At 68.1% G+C, this 22,804-nt stretch carries 12 protein-coding genes; 7 read left to right on the forward strand and 5 right to left on the reverse strand.

The genetic code is table 11. The features are described 5' to 3' along the window. The first annotated feature begins 124 nt into the window (after positions 1-124). From V1633_RS28460 to V1633_RS28470, 3 genes are read left to right on the forward strand one after another with little or no spacing between them, the layout of a single operon-like run. Positions 125-982, forward strand: coding sequence for a helix-turn-helix domain-containing protein (locus V1633_RS28460; RefSeq protein WP_331217354.1), 858 nt, complete (start codon positions 125-127; stop codon positions 980-982). After that, positions 906-9,185 carry a LamG-like jellyroll fold domain-containing protein gene (locus tag V1633_RS28465; protein WP_331217372.1) on the forward strand — a complete coding sequence of 2,760 codons (8,280 nt, stop codon included), beginning with the start codon at positions 906-908 and terminating at the stop codon, positions 9,183-9,185. Before V1633_RS28460 ends, V1633_RS28465 begins: the two co-directional genes overlap by 77 nt. A gap of 5 nt (positions 9,186-9,190) precedes the next feature. Next, positions 9,191-9,724: a hypothetical protein gene (locus V1633_RS28470; protein ID WP_331217355.1), complete on the forward strand. Its 534-nt coding sequence runs from the start codon at positions 9,191-9,193 to the stop codon at positions 9,722-9,724. Positions 9,725-10,240: 516 nt separating this feature from the next. On the opposite strand, the gene V1633_RS28475 is transcribed toward V1633_RS28470, so the two are convergent. Beyond that, entirely contained in the window at positions 10,241-11,269 is a 1,029-nt protein-coding gene (locus tag V1633_RS28475; protein WP_331217356.1) for a S66 family peptidase, read from the reverse strand. A gap of 210 nt (positions 11,270-11,479) precedes the next feature. Here V1633_RS28475 and V1633_RS28480 point away from each other — a divergent pair, with 210 nt between their 5' ends. Then, a complete protein-coding gene (locus tag V1633_RS28480; protein ID WP_331217357.1) occupies positions 11,480-12,493 on the forward strand; it encodes a LacI family DNA-binding transcriptional regulator in 1,014 nt (337 codons plus the stop codon). 61 nt (positions 12,494-12,554) lie between these two features. Here V1633_RS28480 and V1633_RS28485 read toward each other — a convergent pair whose 3' ends face one another. From V1633_RS28485 to V1633_RS28500, 4 genes are read right to left on the reverse strand one after another with little or no spacing between them, the layout of a single operon-like run. Continuing rightward, entirely contained in the window at positions 12,555-14,279 is a 1,725-nt protein-coding gene (locus V1633_RS28485; protein ID WP_331217358.1) for an amylo-alpha-1,6-glucosidase, read from the reverse strand. Between the two features lie 30 nt (positions 14,280-14,309). Then, on the reverse strand, positions 14,310-15,134 hold the full coding sequence (locus V1633_RS28490) for a carbohydrate ABC transporter permease (RefSeq protein ID WP_331217359.1): 825 nt from the start codon (positions 15,132-15,134) through the stop codon (positions 14,310-14,312). Beyond that, the gene (locus V1633_RS28495; RefSeq protein ID WP_331217360.1) at positions 15,131-16,102 is read right to left on the reverse strand and encodes a carbohydrate ABC transporter permease; all 972 of its coding nucleotides are present in this window, start codon (positions 16,100-16,102) and stop codon (positions 15,131-15,133) included. Before V1633_RS28495 ends, V1633_RS28490 begins: the two co-directional genes overlap by 4 nt. A gap of 18 nt (positions 16,103-16,120) precedes the next feature. Then, positions 16,121-17,362, reverse strand: a complete 1,242-nt coding sequence (locus V1633_RS28500; RefSeq protein ID WP_331217361.1) for a sugar ABC transporter substrate-binding protein — start codon at positions 17,360-17,362, stop codon at positions 16,121-16,123. A 304-nt stretch (positions 17,363-17,666) separates the two neighbouring features. On the opposite strand from V1633_RS28500, the gene V1633_RS28505 reads away from it, so the two are divergent. From V1633_RS28505 to V1633_RS28515, 3 genes are all read left to right on the forward strand, one after another. Continuing rightward, a complete protein-coding gene (locus tag V1633_RS28505) occupies positions 17,667-19,499 on the forward strand; it encodes an RICIN domain-containing protein (RefSeq protein WP_331217362.1) in 1,833 nt (610 codons plus the stop codon). A gap of 165 nt (positions 19,500-19,664) precedes the next feature. Continuing rightward, entirely contained in the window at positions 19,665-21,221 is a 1,557-nt protein-coding gene (locus V1633_RS28510; RefSeq protein ID WP_331217363.1) for an arabinofuranosidase catalytic domain-containing protein, read from the forward strand. An 86-nt stretch (positions 21,222-21,307) separates the two neighbouring features. Next, positions 21,308-22,750 carry an arabinofuranosidase catalytic domain-containing protein gene (locus tag V1633_RS28515; protein ID WP_407952122.1) on the forward strand — a complete coding sequence of 481 codons (1,443 nt, stop codon included), beginning with the start codon at positions 21,308-21,310 and terminating at the stop codon, positions 22,748-22,750. Positions 22,751-22,804 lie beyond the last annotated feature (54 nt).

Raw genomic sequence — 22,804 nt, forward strand, 5'->3', positions numbered from 1 at the left:
GCGGTCCCGCTGCACTCCACGATGGGCGCCGACCCCCTAGGGTGGTTAGCGCATTGTGTGTATTGGCGGTTGCCGAACTGTTCGGAGGAATCCGTATCAGTGATCGGGGAAAGGTGGGGAATTCGTGGGAATCTCGCCATTGGAGTTTCTGCTCCGGGAGATCCGTCGTCGACGGCTTGTGGCCGGGCTGACCCAGGCCGCGCTCGGTCAACGTATTCACTTCTCGGACACGCAGATCAGCGGGGTGGAGACCGGCACCAAGCCGGTGAACGAGGGGATGCTCAAGGCGCTGGACCAGGCGCTGGAAACCGGCGGGCTGTTCATCCGACTCTGGGAGGACCTGGTCCGGGACGGTACGCCACCGCTCTGGTTCCTCCGCTGGCTGGAGATAGAGCGGCAGGCGACCGCGCTGCGCTGGTTCGAGTCGATGTACGTCCCCGGCCCGTTCCAGACCGAGGCGTACGCCCGGGCCACCCTGGCCGGCGAGTCGCTCACCCCGGACGAGGTCGACCAGCTCGTCGCGGCCCGGCTCGCCCGGCAGAGCATCCTGACCCGCGAGCGCCCGCCGGTGGTCGCCGTGGTGATTGACGAGGCGGTGGTTCGGCGCGGTGCGCCGGAGGATCGGGAAATGATGGCCGCGCAGTTGAAACAGCTACTTTCCGCCTCCGAGCTGCCACACGTTCAGTTTCAGGTGGTGCCGACCAAGGTCGGGATGTATCCCGGCTTCGGTGGGCCGTTCGTCCTGGCCGATGCCGAGGACGGCCGGCGGTACGCGCATGTGGACGGTCAGCTCGCCGCGCGGATCTGCGCCGAACCCGCCGGCCGGTCGGGCGATGACCTTCCGCTACGACGGCAGCGGACGGGTGGACCAGATGCGGTCCGTCCCGTCGAGCCGGACCCTGACCATGACCTGGTCGACGCCACCGAACTCCCAGCACCCGCATGTCGCCACCGTCACCACCGACCCCGTCGTCCCCGGTGACCCGGCCACCGCGTTGACCTGGAACTACAGCTACGACAACGACCTGCTGAACCGGGTGTGCCCGCCGGGGGAGAGCGTCGACTGCGCGACCTACGACTACGGCTGGACCTCACAGCACGCCAGTACGGTGCTCAACACCGGCCCGTACTCGTTCTGGCGACTGAACGAGGCGACCGGTGCGAGTACCGCCGCCAGTTCGGTGCTCTCCAACGACGGCACCGACAACGGGACGTACCGCGAGGTGACGCTCGGTGGGGCGGGCCCGTTGGCCGGGTCCACCTCGACGGCGGCGAGCTTCAACGGCACGTCCTCGATGGTGCAGCTGCCGGCCAAGACGGTGACCGAGAGCTCGTACCAGTCGGTCAGCATGTGGTTCCGGACCAGCACCCCGACCGGTGTGTTGTTCGGCTACCACAAGGATCCGGTCACCTCCGGGGCCACCACCTCGAACAACTACGTTCCGGCGCTGTACGTCGGTTCGGACGGCAAGCTGTACGGCCAGTTCTGGTCCGGCAGCGCGGCCGCCGCGATGTCCTCGCCGGAGGTGGTGACCGACGGCGAATGGCATCACGTCACGCTCGTCGGGCACGGCGGTGGCCAGCGGCTCTACCTCGACGGTGTCCAGGTCGGCACCCTGACCGGCGCGGTGCTCCAGCACAGTGCGAACGCGCCGCTGAACTCGCTCGGCACGGGCTTCCTCGGCGGCAACTGGCCCGGTCAGCCACACACCGGCGCCACCGCCGCCTACTTCAACGGCTCCATCGCGGACGTCGCCTTCTACAACAAGGCGCTGACCGGGGAATCGGTCGACGCGATGATCCGGTCCGGCGCGGCCGGCTCGGCGGTGCTGTCGAAGATCACCAGCGAGGCGGGGCGGGTGCAGGCGGAGATCGGCTACGACTCCGTCACCGGCCGGGTCAAGCAGGTGACCGACGAGAACGGGGGAGTCTGGAAGGTCGGGGTGCCGACCGCCTCGGGCTCCAGCCAGGTCTACGTCTCGACCGTGCTCGGCTCGCAGCCGAGCGAGTACTGGCGGCTCGGTGACATCGGAGCACCGGCCGACGCGGTGCAGGTGGTGCGGAGCGGCAACGAGGCGGCGTATCACAACGTCAGCTTCGACACGACGCAACCGAACACCACCAGCCCGTTCGCGGACACCTACGGTGCGGTCTTCAACGGGACCTCCTCGTACGTCAAGCCGTACGACCCGGACAACAGCGTGTTCCCGGGCACCAACTATCCCGTCTACCAGGAACCGATGTCGGTGGAGCTGTGGTTCAAGACCCCGGTCAACCACAACGCCAGCGGTGTGCTGTACGGCTACCAGGCGCAGCCGGTCGGCAGTGCCGCCGCCGTGACCTCCAGTCGGGTACCGGCGCTCTACGTCGGCGCGGACGGCTACCTGCGAGGTGGGTTCTGGTCCGCGTCCGGGACCGGCGTGCCCACCTCCACCACCAAGGTCAACGATGGCAACTGGCACCACGTCGTGCTGTCGTCGTCCGGAACCCGGCAGATGCTCTATCTGGACAACAAACTCATCGGCACGCTCGGCGCGATCGTCGTCGACGCCAGCGTGCACTCCTACATCGGCGCGGGCACCACCAGGGGCTGGCCGAGCGTCTCCGGCGACACGAGCTACTTCAAGGGCAACATCGCCGAGGTCGCGTTCTACGAGCGGGAGGTGCCGGCGACCGAGGTGGACGCCCACTTCAAGGCGTCGAAGAGCGCACTCCACCCGGGGGCGACGCCGACCCTGACGCCGGTGGTGACAGTGGAGGTTACCGACCCCGACAACAAGGTCTCGAAGCAGATCTTCGACATCGTCAACGGCGGCCGGCTGGTCGCCGCCACCGACGCCCTCGGCCGCACCACCTCGTACGGCTACGACATCGGCGGCTTCGAGTCGATCGTCTTCGACCCGCTCGGCATGAAGACCGTCTCCGGTCGCGACGTCCGGGGGAACATCATCCGGTCCACCGTCTGTCGTGATCAGGTCTGGTGCGACAGCACCTACTACGGCTACTGGCCGGACTCGAGCACCGCGAACCCGCCACCCGATCCCCGTAACGACCAGTTGACCTCGATCCGCGACGCCCGGTCCCAGTCGGCGACCGACAACGAGTTCCTGACCAGGCTTGAGTACGACACGCTGGGCAACCGGACGAAGATGACTCCTCCGGCGGTTTCCGGATACACGGGTGACCGGAGTGTCCTCCTCACCTACACGACCGCGACCACGCCGGCGGTCGGTGGCGGCACCACACCCGTGGGACTGCCGTACACGGTCACCTCGGGCGAGGGTGGACGCCAGACCACCGAGTACAGCGCCGCGGGCGATGTCGTTCGGATCACCGACGCGGCCGGACTCGTCACCGAGTTCGGCCACGACGGCCTTGGCCGGACGGTTCGACAGACCGTCAAGGCTGGCGGGACGCTGGGTGACCTCACCACGACCTACGCGTACGACGCCGATGGACAGGTCGTCGAGCAGGTGGATCCACCGGTACTCAACTCCGTCACCGGCGCCCTGCACACTCCGACGACCACCACGGTCTACGATCCGGACGGCAACGCCACCTACCGCAAGGTGGAGGACACCACCGGCGGCGACGCGTACCGGGACGCCCGAGGCTTCTTCAACGATCGCGGCCAGGTGGTCAAGACCGTCGACGCGGCCGGAAGAATCACGCTCTTCGAATACGACGTGTACGGCAACCAGGTCCGATCCACCAACTGTGCCGTCGACCCGGGCGAGTCGGCAACGTGTCCTGACGACGAGCGGCTCCGAATCGTCGACGACACCTACGACGCGGTCGGGCAACATCTGACCACGACGGTCACCGGCGAGGACGGCACCTCGACAGAGACCATTTCCAGGGCGTACTACGCGAACGGCAACCTGGCCTCGGAAACCGACGCGATGCAGTGGACCACCCGGTACGAGTACGACCTCAACGACAACGTCACGAAGGTCACCCGTACCGATGGCGTCAACACGTATGTCGAGGAGGAAAACAGCTACGACGCGGTGGGCAACCTCGGGATGCAGCGGCGGAACAACGGCGCGAACTGGACGGTGTACGAGCACGACCAGGCGGGCCGCCTCTTCCGGACCATCGAGCAGCCGTACGACCTCGAACGTGTCACCAACTTCACCTATGACGACGACGACCGGTTGATCGCCACCCGACGGTCGTCCGGTCAGCTCCAGACGCCGCTGGAAAACACCAGCCGCACCTACGACCCGATGGGCCGGATCACCTCGGAGAGCATCAGCGTCAGCAGCTCGGCCGGGCCGGTCGGCTGGTGGGAGATGGGCGAGTCGGCGGCGAGTTCGCAGGCTTCCGACTCGTCACCATCGCAACAGCTCCTCGTCTCCTGGGAGGGAGCCATCGCCCGCGCCGAGGGCGCCGCCTCCCTCAACAAGACCACCTTCTACGAGTCGTTACAGCCGATGCTGGTCACCACCCAGTCCTACTCGGTCTCGGCATGGGTGAAGTTGAAGGATCTCAACAGCAGCCAGGTTGTCGTCGGTGCGGGTGGAAACAGCAGCATCGCGTTCTGCCTCGCCTACGACGACAGCCTGGACAAGTGGGCGTTCATCGGGGGAACGGCGGACTCGTCGAGCGCGCAGGCGGTCGGACCGACCAGTTCGACCGCGGTGGCCGCCAACACCTGGGTGCACCTGGCCGGCGTGTTCAACTCCGGTGACAAGTCGATGACCCTGTACGTCAACGGCGTCCAGCGAGGCACCGCGACCCATTCGACGCCGTGGAACGGGATGATGCCCCTCGGCGTGGGCGGCATCTCCGTCGGCTCCAGTGATCTGCACAAGCTCAACGGGCTTGTGGACAACGTGCAGGTCTACCAGGAGGCGTTGACCGCCGAGGAGGTGTCGTCGCTGCACGGCGGCGGCAACGGACGCACCGCGCACACCGTGGCGACCGGGAAGAAGCTGACCACCAGCTACCAGGTCGACAAGCGTGGCCTGGTCACCTCCGTGACCGACCCGATGCGCAACGTCACCAACTACGAGTACGACGCCGCCGGACGGCTCGTCACCACCACCTCCCCGGCGGTCTCCGTGGAGAGCTTCGGCGGGTCGGGGCCGGTGTCGTCCGTCGCGGTCGCCCGGACCGGCTACAACACCTTCGGCGAGCCCACCGAGACCCAGGACCCGCTGACGAACACGGTCACCACCCGGTACGACGCAATCGGGCGGCCCGTCGAGACGATCCTGCCCGAGTACACGCCACCTGGCGGCACCCCGATCACCGGTGCCCGGACGAAGACGGCCTACGATCAACTGGGTCAGGTCGTGTCGACAATCGACCCGCTGGACAAGGAAACCCGCTACGAGTACGACTCGCTCGGCAACCGGGTCACGGTGATCGACCCGGCGGGCAAGGAGACAAAAGCGGCCTACAACGCGGTTGGTGACCTGGTCGAGACCGTCGGGCCGACCGGCGCCAAGCAGACCGCCACCTGGGACTTCCTGGGTCGGCCGTCGACGACCAGCGAGGTCGTCCGGCAACCGGTGCCGATGACCAACACCACCAGCTACGACTACGGCACCGGCGCGTACGGGGAGGACAACCCGGCGGCCGGACCGTGGCTCCGTAAGGTCACCAGCCCGGACGGGGTGACGCAGCAGGCCACGTACAACTGGGTCGGCGAGATGGTGTCGACCACCGACGGGGCGGGCAACACGACCAACCTCGAGTACGACGGCCTCGGCCGCACCGTGAAGACCATTCGTCCGGACCGTACGAAGGAGACGGTCAGCTACGACGGGGTGAGCCGTCCGACGAGGGTGCAGAACCTCGACGCGGCCGACCAGGTCCTCACCACCGAGAGCTTCGGTTACAACGACAACGGCGATCTGACCTCGGTGCGGGATGCCCGTAATACGACCACGGTGTTCAGCTACGACGCACTGGGTCGGATGACCAGTCAGATCCAGCCGACATCGGCCTCGACGGCGATCGGCACCTCCTTCGGCTACGACGCGGCGGGTAACCGTACGAGATTCACCGACGGCAGGGGCAACGCGTTCTGGACGACCTACAACGCGTGGGGCCTGCCGGAGTCGCAGATCGAGCCCGCCACGCCGAGCTATCCGAACCTGGCCGACCGGACCTTCACCACCAGCTACGACACCGCCGGACGGCCCGAGACGTTCAGCATGCCGGGCGGGGTGAGCATTCGGAGCGAGTACGACGACCTGAGCCGGCTGACCCGGCAGATCGGGACGGGCGCCGAGGTCGCCACCGCCGACCGGAGCTTCGGGTACGACGACGCGGGCCGAATCACCTCGCTCTCGGTGCCGTCGGGCACGAACGAGTTGACCTACGACGACCGCGGCCTGCCGCTCACGGTGACCGGGCCGAACGACGCCTCCTCGTTTACCTACACCAAGGACGGTCGGATGGCGTCGCGCACCGACGCGGCCGGCACGACCTCCTACACCTACGACTCCGCGGGCCGGTTCAAGACGGCCAGCAACCCGACGACCGGGATCAACCTGAGCGTCGGCTACAACACGATGTCGCTCGCCGCCACGATCACCTACGGCGCCAGCAACGTACGGAGCTTCACCTACGACGGTCTGCAACGGTTGAAGACCGACACCCTCAAGACAGCGGCCGGTGCCACCGTCGGGTCGATCGCCTACGGGTACGACCCCAACGGCAACGAAACCTCGAAGGTCACCACGGGTTTCGCCGGGGCGTCGTCGAACACCTACACCTACGACCTCGCGAACCGGCTACAGACGTGGCAGCGCGGATCGACCTCGACCACCTACGTCTACGACGACTCTGGCAACCGGGTCCAGAACGGCGCGAAGACCTTCACCTACGACGCGCGCAACCAGCTCATGGCCCAGAACGGCAGCACCTCGTACACGTACACGGCACGCGGCACCCTGAAACAGACGACCTCCGGCTCGGTCAGCTACACCACCAGCGCGGACGCGTTCGGGCAGGTGATTTCCCAGCAGGCCGATGGCGGCGCCACCAGCTACGAGTACGACGCCCTCGGCCGGGCGGTCCGACCGGGAGCCAGCTACAGCGGCCTCGGCAACACACTGGCCAAAGACAGCACCGCCGTCTACACCCGGGGGCCGGGCGGCGAGCTGCTCGGCACCGGCACCGGCACCGGCACCGGCGCCTCGTCCCGGTACGCCTGGACCGACCAGCACCTCGACGTCGTCGCCCAGTTCACCGCGACTGGCACCACCCTGGCCGCCTCGAAGGCGTACGACCCGCTCGGCACCGTCCTGGCCGACGCGGCCATGGCCGGCAGCCTCGGGTACCAGTCGGAGTGGACCGACGCGACGTCCGGCAGGGTGAACATGCTGACGCGCTGGTACAACACCGACACGGGCCAGTTCGACACCCGGGACAGCGCCACGGTGAGTCCCGTGCCCGATTCGATCGCGGCCAACCGGTTCCAGTACGGCGACGGAGGCCCGCTTACCACCATCGACCCGACCGGGCACTGGGGCTGGTCGAGCCTCAAGAGCAGCTTCACCAGCGCGGTCAGGAGCACGGTCAGCGTCGTCAGCAAGGCGGCCAGCGTTGCCACCAAGGTCGTCAGCAAGGCGGTGAGCGGTGCCGCGAAGGTCGTCAGCAAGGCCAAGAAGGCGTACAGCGTCGTCAAGGAATCGACGACCCGCTGGGTGAAGAAGAAGGTCAACACCGTCAAGGACGCCTACAACTCGGCGAAGAACTGTCTGAAGTCCGGTGTCGGCAAGTGTGTGAAGGAGACCGCGAAGAAGACGGTCAAGAAGGCTGTCGACAGCGTCAAGTCGACGGTTGAGGCGATCAAGCAGGACCCGTGGAAGTTTGCCGTCAGTGCGGCGGTGGCGATCGCGGCCACCGTTGCGGTCGGTGCGCTGTGCGCGACCGGGATCGGTTGTCTGATCGTGGCGGGTGCCGTCGCCGGTGCGATGGCCGCTGGTGCCGGTTACATGGTCGACGTCGGCCAGGGTGACGAGCAGTTCTCCTGGAGTGGCCTGGCCGGGACCATGATCGAGGGTGGGCTCGACGGTGCGTTCAGCGCTGGCCTGAGCAAGCTTGCTGGTGGTGCGCTCCGGGCCGGTGGCGCGGGGGTGGCCCGGTTGCCGGGCGTCGGTGGCAAGGCTCCGGGGCGTACGCCGGGTTCGGCGGGTGGTCCTGCTGCCCGGTCCGCCGATGGCGGTGGTGGTTCGGGGTCCGCGGCGGGTCCGGCGCGGGCGCCACAGGGTGACCGGCGTTCGTCCGGTGAGTCTTGTGACTCCGCTGGTCGGCCGCACAGTTTTGATCCTGGTACCCGGGTGTTGATGGCGGATGGCAGTACCCGGCCGATCGAGGCGGTGCGGCCTGGTGACGAGGTTGCCGCGACCGATCCGGTCACCGGCGACACGCAGGCGAAGCAGGTGACGCACCTGCACGTCAACCAGGATCAGGAGCTCACCGACGTCACGGTTCAGGACGGTGAGGGCAACACCGCGGTCCTGGAGACGACGGCGCACCATCCGTTCTGGGACGCCACCGACGAGCGGTGGGTCGACGCCGCTAAGTTGCAGCCCGGGGACCGGCTGTTCGTCCATGACGACAAGCGTCTCGAGGGCGACGGTACCGGCGCGGGAAGCGGAGGCGGCGGTCCCGGAGCCGAGGTCACCGTCACCAGGGTCGTCAACTTCGATGGCGACAAGACGATGCGCGACCTCACCGTCGCCGACATCCACACGTACTATGTGATCGCCGGCGACGAGCCGGTACTCGTACACAACGTCACTACGCCCGTGCGCTGCCCCCGGACGGGTAAGCTCAAGCCCGACGCTGGTACGCATGGTCAGATGGCGCCCTCCGGTAGCGGCAACCAGAGACACCACATGCCGCAGGACGCCTCAACGGGGACTGCGATCAGCTACTCCCGCGGGCCGGCTATTCGAATGTTGGAGGACGATCATCAGGCGCTCTGGTCCACCGGCAGGCATGAAACTGGCATTGCATTCCTGCAGATGCAGAGGAATCTGGTAAATAATGGTGAGATCGATAAGGCCTTCATGAACGAGGTGCATGATATTACCTCGCGGTTCCCGGGTGTGTACAACAACAGGATTGCTGATTTGATCGGCACGCTTCCGTCGCACCCGGAATACCAGGCGCTCAGGCGGAGGCCGAGTTCTGTGCATGTGCAGATGACACTCTGGTAGGGGACATGGAACTTGTTCTGGATCCGCCGCGCTCCGTCGGACCGATCACATTGGGTATGTCGTTCTCTGAAGCGGAGCATCTGCTTCGAGAGGTGGATGGTTACCAGCCACCGCAACCGGGCAAGTGGGTGAACGCGGGCTATTTCAGCTATGAATCGGGCTTGGCGCTCTCCGTTGGCCAAGATCGTGCAGGGTTTGTGGAGGTGGTGGAGGTCTGGCGGCCCTCGGCGGGTGTGGTGGTCCTCTTTCAGGGCATCTCGCTCTTCGAACTACCTGCTGATGTGGTGATGAAGAGGTTGGCGACAGTTGCACGCGTGGTGATAGAGGACAATGGCGCCGCAGTCGTCGCACCCGAGCTCCTCCTCGCTTTGTGGCGGCCGGGGGTGCCAGATGATCCTGAGGACTTCGAGGGGATGTTCTTTCAATCCGCTCTGGTGGCCGCACCGGGCTACTACGACCGAACACCGGATCGGTTCGCCGAGGTCAAAGTTGAGACGTCACGGGAACAGCAGATTGATGGGCAGGAAACCCTCTTCTAGGGCCGCGTCTCTATGGGTTGTTGGAGGTCTGCATCAAGAACCACCATCCCATCTCTTTTTGTACTGTTCATGCCCCTGACAAAGAAGTGGCCCAGCGTGCAGGGCTTGCTGGGCCAGGAATTCAAGATGTCAATGCCAAAACAAGATCTTGTCAGTGCGCTCGGCGGCGAATTGGGTCACTCCCCGTCGCCGGTCTTCGCAGCGGGGAGTGGTTCCGCCAACACTGCACGTCCCGCACGTAGTCCTCAGTCACCTTGAGCAGGTGAGCGATGTCCGGCGCCGGCTGGCCCTGGGCGGACATCAGCACCACGACCGCCGGACGCAGCTTCACGGGGTCCTTCGCGGTCCTGGTGATCCGCTGCAACCGCTGCCCCTCGGCCATCGACACCTGTCGGACGAATACCCTCCAGCCGTCTGCCCGCGGCCACCACCTCCCCAGACAAGTACTGGGAGACAGCCTGCCCGACAGATGCTCGGACTCGACGGATTACCCGATCAACGTTCAAAGCCGGGGAGCTACGCCAGCGTCTGCACGAGTTCCTGGCGGGTGGACGTACGGACGACGCGGGCGAGGGCTCCGTTGACCAGGGGCAGGTACGGCGGCACGTGTCCACACTCGACGTCGGCGATGATCGGCACCCCGAGCGGTCCGAGCGCGTCCAGGACGGCCTCGTGCTGGCTGAGCGTGGCCGCGTCCGGCGCCGAGGTCCGGCCGACGAGGACGGCGTTCGCGGCATCGAAGAACCCGGCCAGCCGCATCCCGTGCAGGTTCCGGCAGATCGTGTACGCGTCGTCGCCGGACGCCTCCACGTAGACGATCAGCCCTTCCGGGGCGTGGTCGCGGGCGAAGGTCGACACGTCGCCGAACGGCGTACCCATCAGGTTGCACAGCGTCTCGATGCAGCCGCCGATCAGGCGTCCCTGGACCTCGACGTCACCGTTGTCGTCCAGCCGGCGCCAGGCACCGACCCCGTCCAGGGTGAACTCGCTTACCTCGGGAAAGTCCTGGTAGTCGACAAAGCCGTTGGCCCGGTAGCGGCCGGGCGGGGTCTGGACGAATTCGCTGCCCGTTGGCATGGTGACGATGTCCAGCCAGGACAGCAGCCCCTCCGGAGCCCGGTACGGGGTGTCCATCAGGTTGTTGCCGTGCAGCGTCGCGGTCCCGGTCAGCAGGGTCAGCGGGGTGAGGATCGTCGACATGTCGGAGAACCCGACCAGCCAGGTGGGCTCGGCCGCGCGGATCCGGTCCCAGTCGAGCAGGGGTAGCAGGTCGATGGCGGTCTCCCCGCCCCACGGCGGCACGATGGCCTTCACCGTGGGGTCGGTCAGCATCGCCGTCAGTTCCACGGCGCGTTCTGCGGCCGGTGCGCTGACGTGTCGCGAGCCGTCCATGCACTCACCCATGACCACCTGGTAGCCGCGTGACTCGACCGTGCCGACCGCCACCGCCAGACGCTGGCGCAGCTTCTCTCCCACGCCGCTGGACGGGGAGGTGACCCCGACGCGGTCACCGGGACGGAGCGGCTGCGGATAGTGGATCACCATCCCGGAAGTCTGGCACGGGCCGTCCCGGCCCCGGTCAGCGCCCGCCTGACGTCCGCCTCCGGATCGTCGTCGCCGGTTGCCGGGTTGTCGCGGTTCATCCGTGGCGGTCGGGAACGTTCTTGGTCAGGGCCGAGATGCCGGACGACTATGCTCCTTCAACAGGATGATGCGTCCCTGTGTCGGGGTAAGAATCGATTCGAGGGCGGTGCGATGAACATCGGGGAGATCGCCCGCCGGGCGGGGGTGTCCCGCAGCACCGTGTCCTACGTGCTGAGCGGAAAGCGGACCGTGTCCGAGGCGACCCGGCAGCGGATCCAGGCAGTCATCGACGAGCTGGACTACCGGCCGAACGCCAGCGCCCGTGCTCTGAAGGAGGGGCGTACCCGGACCCTCGGGCTGGTGATCCCTCCCGCGAGCCAACGGTTGACCGACATGCAGTTGGGTTTCGTCGCCAGTGTCGTCGAGGCGGCCGCCCGCCACGACCTGGACGTGCTGCTGTCCCCGTCGGGTGGTGACCACGACCGGTCGTTCGAGCGGATCGTCACCGGGCGCCGGGTAGACGGGGTGGTCCTGATGGAGATCCGGTTGGAGGACGACCGGGTGACCCGACTGGCCAGGGCGGGCCTGCCGTTCGTGACGATCGGTCGGACCGCCGACCCGCACGGCATGAGCTGGATAGACATCGACTATTCCGGGCTGATCGCCCGCTGCGTGCACCACCTGGCGGATCTGGGGCATCGGCAGGTGGCCCTGGTGAACCGTTCCGCCGAGTTGGTGGCCGCGGGTTACGGCCCCAGCCATCGGGCGCTGGCCGGTTTCCGGGCAGCGGTGGCGGAGCGCGGCCTGACCGGCGTCGACGTCTGCTGTGGCGACGACACGACCTCCGGCGAGACGTGCGTGGAGCAGTTGCTCGCGACACATCCGGAGGTCACGGCGGTGGCCACCATCAACGAGGCCGCGCTGCCCGGAATGCAGCGTGCGCTGACCAGCGCCGGGTTGTCCGTGCCGGTCGACTTCTCCGTCACCGGGGTCGCCGCGCGGCACTGGGCCGAGGAGTTCCGCCCGCCGTTGACCGCTGCGGATGTTCCGACGGGTGACATGGGCGCCGAGGCGGTGTCACTGCTACTGGAGATCATCGCCGCGCCCGGGGCCGTGCCACGCCACCGCCTGTACAGCCCGCCCATCTCGTTGCGTTCCAGCACCGGTCCGGTCCGGTCCCGCTGACCCGGCCCTGATGACTCGGGCCAGGGCCCGGTGACCGTGGGTCGAGGCTCCCCATCCGGCGCTACCGGTCCGGCTGTCCGCCCGTGACCCGCCGCTCCTCCTGGGCGGCGGCGAGGATGAGATAGCTGCTGGCGGTCCAGGTGTACGCGCGGTCCCGGAGCCCGGCACCGGTTTCGGCGTCGAAGTTCTCCGCGAAGCCGGACTTCTCACACAGCGCCAGGAAGCGTTGACTGATGTCGTCGGCGAGCCCGGTGTACCCGGCCCGCCGCAGGCCGTCTTCGACCAGCAGCGTGGAGGGCGCCCAGATCGGCCCCCGCCAGTAGCCGTCGGCGAGGTAGTGGGCCGAGTCCGTCGGCTCGGTGGCCAGCCCGTGTGTGGTCAGGTGCGTTTCGATGCCCCGGGCCAGTACGGCGGCGACCGGGGTGGGCAGGTCGGCCCCGAGGGCGACGGGCATCAGGTCGAGCAGGCTGCGGCTCGCCCGCCGGCGGCCGGTGTGCGGGCTGCGGGCGCTGAAGCGCTCACCGTCCCACAGGTCCCGCAGCATGGCCGTGCGGATCCGGTCGGCCTCCCGAGCCCACCGGTCGGCGGGTTTGCCCAGTTCGGCGGCGAGTTCGGCCAGGCAGCGCAGCTGCGAGACCAGGAACGCGGCGAGGTCGGCGGTCTCGAGGACCCGGTCGTCGTCGAAGGTGGTCGCGTTGTCCCAGCCGCTGTCGTTGCCGTGCTGGTAGTGCGGCAGGTCGTGGCCGGGGGCTCGGCGCGCGTCGAGCCAGAACCCGGTCCAGCGGGCCAACCGGTCGTACGTCTGCGCCAGCGCCGCCCGGTCCGGCGGCGCGGGAAGGCGTCGGCGCAGGTGGCGCAGCGCCCAGCCGTGGATCGGCGGTTTGACGTAGTTGTGCAGGACCTCCGAGTGGGTGACCGAGTCGGGCAGGGCGCCGGCCCCGTCCTGGTGGTCGAAGGGCAGGTGGAACTGGTGCCAGGCCAGTTCCGGATCGCCGGCCGCCAGGGCGATCGCGTTGAAGCAGTGGTCCCAGCTCCACACCTTGTCCATCCAGTGCTTCGACATCAGGACCGCCGGCCGGGTGAGGAAGCCCGCCGGGGCGACGGTGGCCGACCACAGGACGTACGCGGCCAGCTCGGCGCTCGGGGTCTCCGTACCGCGCCAGGGGGCGACCGCGTCGACGAACGTGCCGAACTCGGTGCTCCGCTCCTGGCACAACTGCTCGAAGGTGACGGATCCGGCGTACGGCCGGCGGGCGGTGGCGTACTCCTCGATCGCGATCTCCCACGGCTGGTCGCCGGGCAGGTCGAGGAAACGCTCCGCGGCACCGAGCGCCTGCACGCCCTCGGCCCGGTCGAGGGCGCCGGAGAGCACCGTGATCCGGTAGCGGCGCCCGGTCTCGTACGAGGTGAACACGTGTGACTCGTCGACCGGGTCGAGGTAGAGGTAGGTGCCGCTGAACGGGGTGAGGGTGCGCTGGGCCGCGGCCACCCGTAGGCCGAGCCGCCGACCCCGGATCCGCAGGGTGTCCGGTCCGTCGTAGACGGCCTCGATCCGGCCGGCTCCGGTCTGCCAGCTCAGCAGCGCGGGTGTGGCGACGACCGTGGTGCCGGCGACGGCGGGGGCGAGGCGCAGTACCGGGTGCAGCCCGGTCTGGTGTGAGACCAGGTGCAGGTCGTCGGCGTACGTCTTCTCGGCTACCACCGGGGAGATGTTGAGCCAGGATCCTCGGTAGCTGAACGGGATGTCCTGGATGGAGAACTCCGGACCGGACGGGGCGACGGTCATGGGTGGCGGGTGCCTTTCTGGTTCGGGTGGTCAGTCCTTGACGGCGCCGGCGGTGACGCCCGTCGAGACGTACCGCTGGGCCAGGACCAGCAGCACGGTGGCGGGGATGGAGGCGACGACAGCGGTGGCCATGATGGCGTTCCACTGCTGGTTGTTGTTGCCGATGTAGTGGTAGATGCCGAGGGTGATCGGCCGGTGGTCACCGCCTCCGGCCAGGGTCGAGGCGAAGATGAAGTCCGACCAGGACCACAGGAACGCGAACAGGGACACCGTGACGACCGAGTTGCGGCTGACCGGCAGCACGATCGACCAGAAGGTGCGCAGCCGACCGGCGCCGTCGACCACGGCGGCCTGGAACAGTTCGTCGGGGATTCCGGACATGAAGGCCGTGAAGATCAGCACGGCGAACGGCACCGCGAGTGTCGAGTCGGCCAGGATCAGGCCCGGCACGGTGTTGAGGACGCCCAGGCTGAGGTAGATGGCGTAGAAACCCATCGCCATGATGATTCCCGGGATCATCTGCGCGATCAGCAGCACGAAGCTCAGTGCCGAGCCGCCGGGTGGCCGCAGCTTCGCCAGCGCGTATCCGGCCGGGGCCGCCAGCGCCACGGTCAGCGCCACGGTGCCGAGCCCGACCAGGAAACTGGTGCCGAGGTACGGCAACTGCTGGTCGAGTACGGCCCGGTAGCCGTCCAGCGTGCCGTTGGTCGGGAACAGGTGTGGGGGACTGGCCCGCATGTCCTGGTCCCGGGTGAACGACACGTTGATCATCCAGTAGACGGGGAAGAGCATCAGCCCGGTCAGCACCAGGCCGACGGCGGTCTTCCACCAGACCCGTGGTGTGGAGGTGGTCATCGCTGGTTCTGCCTCCGCTGGATCCGGATGTAGCCGAGCCCGGCGATCAGGGCCATCACGATGAGCAGGTTGCCGACGGCCGCACCCGGACCGAACTCGGGCAGCAGGTTGCCGAAGCCGAGTCGGTACGACCAGGTGGCGAGCGTGGCGGAGGAGTCGGTTGGGCCGCCCCTGGTCATGATCCAGATGATGTCGAAGACCTTCAGCGTGTAGATCAGCCCGAGCAGCAGCGTGATCGCGGAGACCGGGCGCAGCATCGGAAGGGTGATCGACCAGAATCGCTGCCAGCCCGTCGCGCCGTCGAGCGCGGACGCCTCGTACACCTCGACCGGGATCGCCTGCAGGCCGCTGTAGAGCACCACCAGGTTGAACGGGATGCCGATCCAGATGTTCGCGATGATCACCGAGGTGAGCGACCAGCCCGGCGAGGTGAGCCAGTTCACCGGGTCGATCCCGACGACGCCCAGCGCGGCGTTGACCAGCCCCGAGTCGCTGTTGAGCAGCCACGACCAGGTCGACGCCGAGACGATCAGCGGCAGCAGCCACGGCACGAGGATCAGCGCCCGCAGTGTGCGCGACAGCGGGAAGTGCTGGTGGAAGAAGAGCGCCAGTGCCATGCCGATGGTGAACTGGCAGGCGAGCGACGCGGCGGTGAAGAGCAGCGTGTGCGTCAGCGTCGGCCAGAAGGCCGGGTCGGCCAGGACGGTACGGTAGTTGTCCAGGCCGGCGAAGGGTGCGCCGCCCTGCACGAACGAGCGAACGGTGTACTCGCGCAGGCTCAGCTCGACGTTGCGGTAGAGCGGGTAGGCGTAGAAGGCCAGCAGGTAGACGGTTACCGGGGTGAGGAAGCCCCAGGCGAGCCACCGGTCGGGCCGGCGGACGCGGGACGGGGGAGGCCCGGGTGGGGCGGCGGGCGCCGTCCCACCCTGGTCTCGTGCGGTGCTGGAGGTCCGGGTCGTGGTGCGCATGGTGTGGGGTCGGCGCGCTTACCTGGTCGAGGCGGCGGCCTGCGCGGCGGTCAACGCCTCCTGCGGCGACTTCCCGCCGCTGAGGGCGGCCTGCACCGCGGTCCAGAGGGCTTCGGAGATCTTCGGGTACTTCGTGCCGAGGTTGTCACCGGTACGACCCTTGGCCGCCCGGACCGCCTCCACCCATACCTTGAGCTTCGGGTCCGTGGCCGCCTGCCGCTCCTGAACGGAGGCGACGGGTGCGACGTAGGAGAGTGTGGTGTCGGTGGTGAGGAGGTTGTCGGCGCTGGTCAGGCAGGCGACCAGCTTCTGCGACGTCGCGTACCGGTCGGTTTTCTCCTGCGCCGGAATGGAGACGAACTCGCCGCCGGTGGGGGCCGGCGCCGGACCGCCCGCGCTCGCCGGGATCGGGATGGTGCCGTACGCGAAGCCGAGCTTCTCCGCGTTGGCCAGCTGCCAGGTGCCGTTCTCGGCGAACGCGTAGTCGCCGGTGGCGAACTCCTGCCAACTCGTGGTCTGGGTGTTGTTGATGACGGAGTTCGGGGCGTGGCCCTGCTTGAGCCAGTCGGTCCACAGCGTCAGCGCGGACACCGCCTGTGGTGAGTCCAGACCGGTCAGCTGCGCCCCGGACCCCCAGAACCAGGGCAGGAACTGGAAGCTGCCCTCCTCGGTGCCGATCGCGGAGAAGGTGATGCCCTTCTTGCCCTTGGCCTTGACCTGGGTCAGCGCCGAGGTCAGCGACGTCCAGTCCTTGATCGAGGCCGGATCGACGCCGGCGGCGGTCAGCAGGTCCTTGTTGTAGTAGAGGGCGAGGGTGTTCGCCCCGATCGGCACCCCGTACGTCTTGCCGTCGCTCTGGCCGGCGCCGAGCAGGTTGGTCTCCATGGCCGAGACGTCAAGCTTGTTCTCCTCGGTGGTGGTGAGCGCGCCGGCCTCGGCCAGTGTCGAGATCACCGGGTTGTCCACGATCAGCACGTCCGGCGAGTTTCCCTGCTGGGCGGCGAGCAGTGCCTTGTTGGTCAGGTCGGTGGTGTCGTAGCCGGTCCGCTCGACCGTCACTCCCGCCGAGGTTCCGCACTTCTTGAGCAGCGCGACCCATTCCGAGTCGTCGGCGAACTGCGGGTACGGGTCCCAGACGAGGTAGGCGCCGCCGCCGTCGGAGGGGTCGTCGGCGGACGACGAGCAGGCAGTCGCTGCGGCCGTGGCGAGCGCTATCACCGCGACGACGGCCAGACGCCGTCGACGACTGATTCGTGTCATCTGCTGCCTCACTTCAAGTCGATCGTCAGCTGGGGTGTGTGTGGGGTGGTGACCGTCGCGGGGTCGAACGTGGTCCGATCATGAGGCGAACCGATTCGCCGAATCGGTTCGGCCGAAGATAGGACTGTCCACGCGCACCGGTCAAGGGGCGATCAGGCGCGTCAAGGCAGTGCTGGGAAACGTCGTCGTCACCCCCTCGTCATTTCATTGACATGGTTCAGTGCCCGGTCCTACGATCCCTGCGAATCGATTCGCAAGCGTTGCCTCCGAAGAGCGTCCCCCGCGCCCCACGAAGGAGCCGCCCGTGAAAGCCCCGTCCCGCGGCAGGCCAGGACGAGCCCCCGCGCTCGTCGCCCGACTCGTCGTCGGCCTGCTCGCCGCCACCGCCGCGGTCACCGTCGCCGCGCCCGCACAGGCCGCCGACGAGTCGATCAGCGTGAACTTCGCCACCACCAACGGCACGCCGACGTACCGCGCGTCCGGCTGGATCTACGGCATGACCGAGAACGCCAGCGGTCCGGCCGACCACTTCTACCGGGACGTCAACTTCCGGTACATGCGCGCCGGTGGCGCGCAGCTGGCGGGCAGTGGCTGGGTCGGCGGGACCTACGACCGCCGCTGGAACTCCACTCTCGCCCAGGCCCGTCGGACCGTCGCCCTGGGCGGTCAGTTCATCCTGCTGCCGCACGACCTGTGGGGCGCGGACGGTGCCGGGATCTCCCGCTTTCCGGGCGACAACGGCAACTGGACCGACTACGACAACTTCCTGACCCGGGTCATTAACGACGTCCGGGCCTCCGGGCTGAGCGTGCAGTGGGACATCTGGAACGAACCCAACATCACCATCTTCTGGAACCGTCCGATCTCCCAGTACCTCGAACTGTGGCGGCGCACCTACCAGCGGATCCGGGCGGAGTTCCCCAACCAGCTCATCGTCGGGCCGAGCTGCGCCTGCGTACCGTCGACCACGCACACCTTCTGGAACCAGTACCTGGACTTCGTCCGTTCGACCAACACGGTGCCGGACATCATCAGCTGGCACTCGCTGCCGGGTGACCCGGTCGCCAACGTCGCCGCCGCCAACGCCACTCTCGACCCGCGCGGTATCGCCCACCCCCGGCCGTACCAGATCAACGAGTACGGCGCGCCCGACGAGCAGAACCCCGCCGACGGCGCCTGGTACATCGCGCGGCTGGAGCGGGCCCGGGCGGACGGCCTACGGGCCAACTGGGCCGGCGGTGGCAACCTGCACAACGACCTCGGCAACCTGCTGGTCCGCAACTCGGCCGGCCAGCACCAGCCGAAGGGCGAGTGGTGGGCCTACCGCTACTACGCCTCCCAGACCGGGCAGATCGTCGCGGTGACCCCCAGTCAGTCGTACGACGCGTTCGCCACGAAGGCGACCGGCGTGGCGAAGGTCCTGGTCGGCGGTGGTCGTACCACCGGGAACCTGACCGTCAACCTGCAACGCCTGGACACGACCAGTGGCGTCGTGCAGAACAACCAGGTGCGGGTGCTCACCCAGCGCATCCCGTACAACGGCGGCGGTGCGGTGCAGGGCCCGGTCACGGTCTCGAACAGTGTGGTCACGCTCTCCAACAACAACATCACCGTGTCCCTGCCGTACACCAACCAGAGCGACACCTACACCGTCACCCTGCTGCCGCCGTCCGAGGGCGGCTTCCAGTCGGTGGTGGTGGCCCAGCACTCCCAGCAGTGCCTGGACAACCCCGGCCTGAGCACCGCCGACGGCACCGTCCAACAGCAGTACTACTGCGAGGGCGGCGACCAGCAGCTCTGGAACTTCCGCCCGGTCGCCGGCGTCGCCAACACGTACACGGTGGTCAACCAGCAGAGCGGCAAGTGTCTCGACGTCAGCGGGGTGTCCACCGCCGACGGCGCGGCCGTGCACCAGTGGACCTGCCTGAACGGCCTCAACCAGCAGTTCAGCCTCCGCAGGGTGACGTACGCGGGCAACGACCCACACGACTACCAACTCGTCGCCCGACACAGCGGCAAGTGCGTCGACGTCAGCACGGTCTCCACGGCGGCCCGGGCCCCGGTACACCAGTGGACCTGCAGGGCGACCGGCCAGGGCAGTCCGTTGAACCAGACCTGGCGAATCCTGGGGCGGTAGGGCGTCACGAGGGGACGGACGCGCTGACATCCGCCCAACGGCCAGCGCGTCTCCCCGCCCCACCGCTCCGACGACCGCCGTGCGTCGATGCACCGGGCACCACACCACCACCGGTGGGCGCGTGGACAAGCCCCCACACCCGCCATGACTCCGAGGAGCCATCCCGTGCGAATTCCGTCCTCCCGTGGGCCAGGAAGAGCCCGCACCCTCGTCCCGGGACACCGTCGCGCCCGACGTCTGACCGCCCTGGCCGGTGTACTGGCCGGCCTGCTCGTCGGTGTCGGCGCCACACCGGGTACGTCACAGTCCACCGCCGCCGCGGCACCCGTTTCGACCGCTGCCATCGTGGTCGGTCAGAGCACCCCGATCGTCGGTACGCCATCCGGGCGCTGCCTCGAGGTACCCAACGCCAGCACCGTCAACGGCACCCAGACCCAACTGTGGGACTGTCACGGCGGTGCCGGCCAGACCTGGACCTGGACGGCGAGCAGGCAACTCACGGTGTACGGCAACAAGTGCCTGGACGCCTCCGGCCAGGGCACCGCCAACGGCACCCTGGCGATCATCTGGGACTGCAACGGCCAGAGCAACCAGCAGTGGAACGTGAACAGCAACGGCACCATCACCGGCGTGCACTCCGGGCTGTGTCTCGACGCCAGCGCCTACGGCACGACGAACGGCACCAAAATCCATCTCTGGGCCTGCCACGGCGGCGCCAACCAGCAGTGGAGCTCACCGACCACCCCGCCGCCGACCGGAACGCGTCCGTGCGACATCTACGCCTCCGGCGGCACCCCGTGCATCGCGGCCCACAGCACGACCCGGGCGCTCTACGCGGCGTACGCCGGCAACCTCTACCAGGTCCGACGCTCGTCGGACAACACGACCCGCAACATCGGGCTCACCGGCGCGGGCGGCACCGCCAACGCGGCGACCCAGGACTCGTTCTGCGCCGGCACGACCTGCGTGATCACCGTCGTCTACGACCAGTCCGGGCGCGGGAACGACCTCTGGTACCAGGGTTCGAGCGTGGTGCCGGGTTCGCCGCAGAGCAGGCCGGCGATCGCCACCTCGGAGTCTCTGACCGTGGGCGGCGCGAAGGCGTACTCGCTCTACATCAACCCCGGCAACAGTTACTGGCGCGACGGACACCTGACCGGAGTGCCGACCGGCGCCGCTCCCGAGGGCATGTACATGGTGACCAGCGGGACCCACGTCAACAGCGGCTGCTGCTTCGACTACGGCAACAGCGAGACGACGAGGAAGGCCGACGCCGCCGGGGCGATGGACGCCATCAACTTCGGCACCCAGTGCTGGTTCGGCGGCTGCTCCGGCACCGGCCCCTGGGTGCAGGCGGATCTGGAGTGGGGCCTGTTCCCGGGCGGAAGCAGCTCCTGGAACCCGAACCAGCGCGCCTTCACCAGCAAGTTCGTGACCGCGACGCTGAAGAACAACGGCACGAGCCGCTTCGCGATCAAGGGCAGCAACGCCCAGTCCGGCAGCCTCTACACGCTCTGGGACGGGTCACTCCCGCCGGGATACAGCCCGATGAAGAAGCAGGGCGCGATCATCCTGGGCAGTGGCGGGGACTGCTGCAAGCCCGACGGCGGCGCGAACCTGAGCGCCGGCACCTTCTACGAAGGGGCCATGGTCGCCGGATATCCGTCCGACGCGACCGAAAACGCGGTGCAGGCCAACGTGGTGTCCGCCGGCTACCGCTGACGCTGAGCCCTGACCCGCCGTCACCGCACCGCGCCACCACACGCCGGAAGGATCTGATCAACGTGAAGAGAAGGCTGAGCCGTCTCATGGCGGCGGCAGGGGTCTCGTTGGTTCTCGCCGTCGGCGCCGGGGCCTACGTGGTCTCGGACCCGCCGGGCGCCCGGGCCGCTGTCTCGGGACCGTGTGACATCTACGCCTCGGGTGGCACGCCGTGCGTGGCGGCGCACAGCACCACCCGCGCGTTGTACGGCGCGTACAACGGCCCGCTCTACCAGGTCCGGCGCTCGTCGGACAACACCACCCGGGACGTCGGTGTGCTGAGCGCCGGTGGCTACGCCAACGCCGCCACCCAGGACTCGTTCTGTGCCAACACGAGCTGCGTCATCACGATCATCTACGACCAGTCCGGCCGGAACAACCGCCTCACCCAGGCGCCCCCCGGGCACTTTCCCGGCCCCGCTCCCGGCGGTTGGGACAACCTCGCCGACGCGAAGGCCGCGCCGGTGACCGTCGGCGGGCAGAAGGCGTACGGCGTCTACATCGCGCCCGGTACCGGCTACCGCAACAACAACACCAACGGTGTCGCGACCGGCGACCAGCCGGAGGGCATCTACGCGGTCGTCGACGGCACCCACTACAACCAGTGGTGCTGCTTCGACTACGGCAACGCGCAGACGAACAACCTGGCCGACGAGCCTGCCATCATGGAAACCGTCTATTTCGGCGCCAACAAGCAGTGGGGGTTCGGCGCAGGTAGCGGCCCCTGGATCATGGCCGACCTGGAGTGGGGGCTCTTCTCCGGGGTGAACGCGGGTTACAACAACATTCCGTCGATCAACCACCGCTTCGTCACGGCCATGGTCAAGGGCGAGCCGAACCACTGGGCGATCCGGGGCGGGAACGCACAGTCGGGCAGCCTGACGACCTACTTCGACGGGCCGCGTCCGAACGGCTATCACCCGATGAAGAAGGAGGGGGCCATCCTGCTCGGCATCGGCGGCGACAACAGCATCACCGGCCGGGGCACCTTCTTCGAGGGCGTGCTGACCTCCGGCTTCCCGTCGGCGGCCACCGAGAACGCCGTCCAGGCCAACATCAACGCCGCCGGTTACGCCCCGGCCGGTGGCGGCAACCCGCAGCAGAACGTCCAGGTGGTGGGCGGCCAGTCCGGCCGGTGCGTCGACGTACCGAACGGCACCACCACCAACGGCACCCAGGTACAACTCTGGGACTGCGTCGGCAACACCGCCCAACGCTGGACCTACACCGCCGCCAGACAACTCCAGGTGTACGGCAACAAGTGCCTTGACGCCAGTGGCGCGGGCACCGCCAACGGCACCCAGGCGATCATCTGGGACTGTCACGGCGGCACCAACCAACAGTGGAACGTCAACGCCAACGGCACCGTCACCGGCGTCCAGTCCGGGCTCTGCCTGGACGCCAACGGTGCCGCCACCGCCAACGGCACCAAACTCATCCTCTGGGCGTGCAACGGACAACAGAACCAGCAGTGGTCCACCCGTAGCTGACCACGCGACAACCCCACGCCGGTCGGGCCGGCTCCGCGAGGCGTGCGGAGCCGG

It is taken from the genome of Plantactinospora sonchi (assembly GCF_036422035.1).
GTDB classification, from domain to species: Bacteria; Actinomycetota; Actinomycetes; order Mycobacteriales; family Micromonosporaceae; genus Plantactinospora; species Plantactinospora sonchi.

What these genes read in the sequence shown, in the direction of transcription:
- V1633_RS28500 (WP_331217361.1), bottom strand. Translation starts at nt 17,362, where the DNA reads ATGACACGAATCAGTCGTCGACGGCGTCTGGCCGTCGTCGCGGTGATA.
- V1633_RS28485 (WP_331217358.1), bottom strand. Translation starts at nt 14,279, where the DNA reads ATGACCGTCGCCCCGTCCGGTCCGGAGTTCTCCATCCAGGACATCCCG.
- V1633_RS28490 (WP_331217359.1), bottom strand. Translation starts at nt 15,134, where the DNA reads ATGACCACCTCCACACCACGGGTCTGGTGGAAGACCGCCGTCGGCCTG.
- V1633_RS28470 (WP_331217355.1), top strand. Translation starts at nt 9,191, where the DNA reads ATGGAACTTGTTCTGGATCCGCCGCGCTCCGTCGGACCGATCACATTG.
- V1633_RS28475 (WP_331217356.1), bottom strand. Translation starts at nt 11,269, where the DNA reads ATGGTGATCCACTATCCGCAGCCGCTCCGTCCCGGTGACCGCGTCGGG.
- V1633_RS28495 (WP_331217360.1), bottom strand. Translation starts at nt 16,102, where the DNA reads ATGCGCACCACGACCCGGACCTCCAGCACCGCACGAGACCAGGGTGGG.
- V1633_RS28515 (WP_407952122.1), top strand. Translation starts at nt 21,308, where the DNA reads ATGGCGGCGGCAGGGGTCTCGTTGGTTCTCGCCGTCGGCGCCGGGGCC.
- V1633_RS28465 (WP_331217372.1), top strand. Translation starts at nt 906, where the DNA reads ATGACCTGGTCGACGCCACCGAACTCCCAGCACCCGCATGTCGCCACC.
- V1633_RS28480 (WP_331217357.1), top strand. Translation starts at nt 11,480, where the DNA reads ATGAACATCGGGGAGATCGCCCGCCGGGCGGGGGTGTCCCGCAGCACC.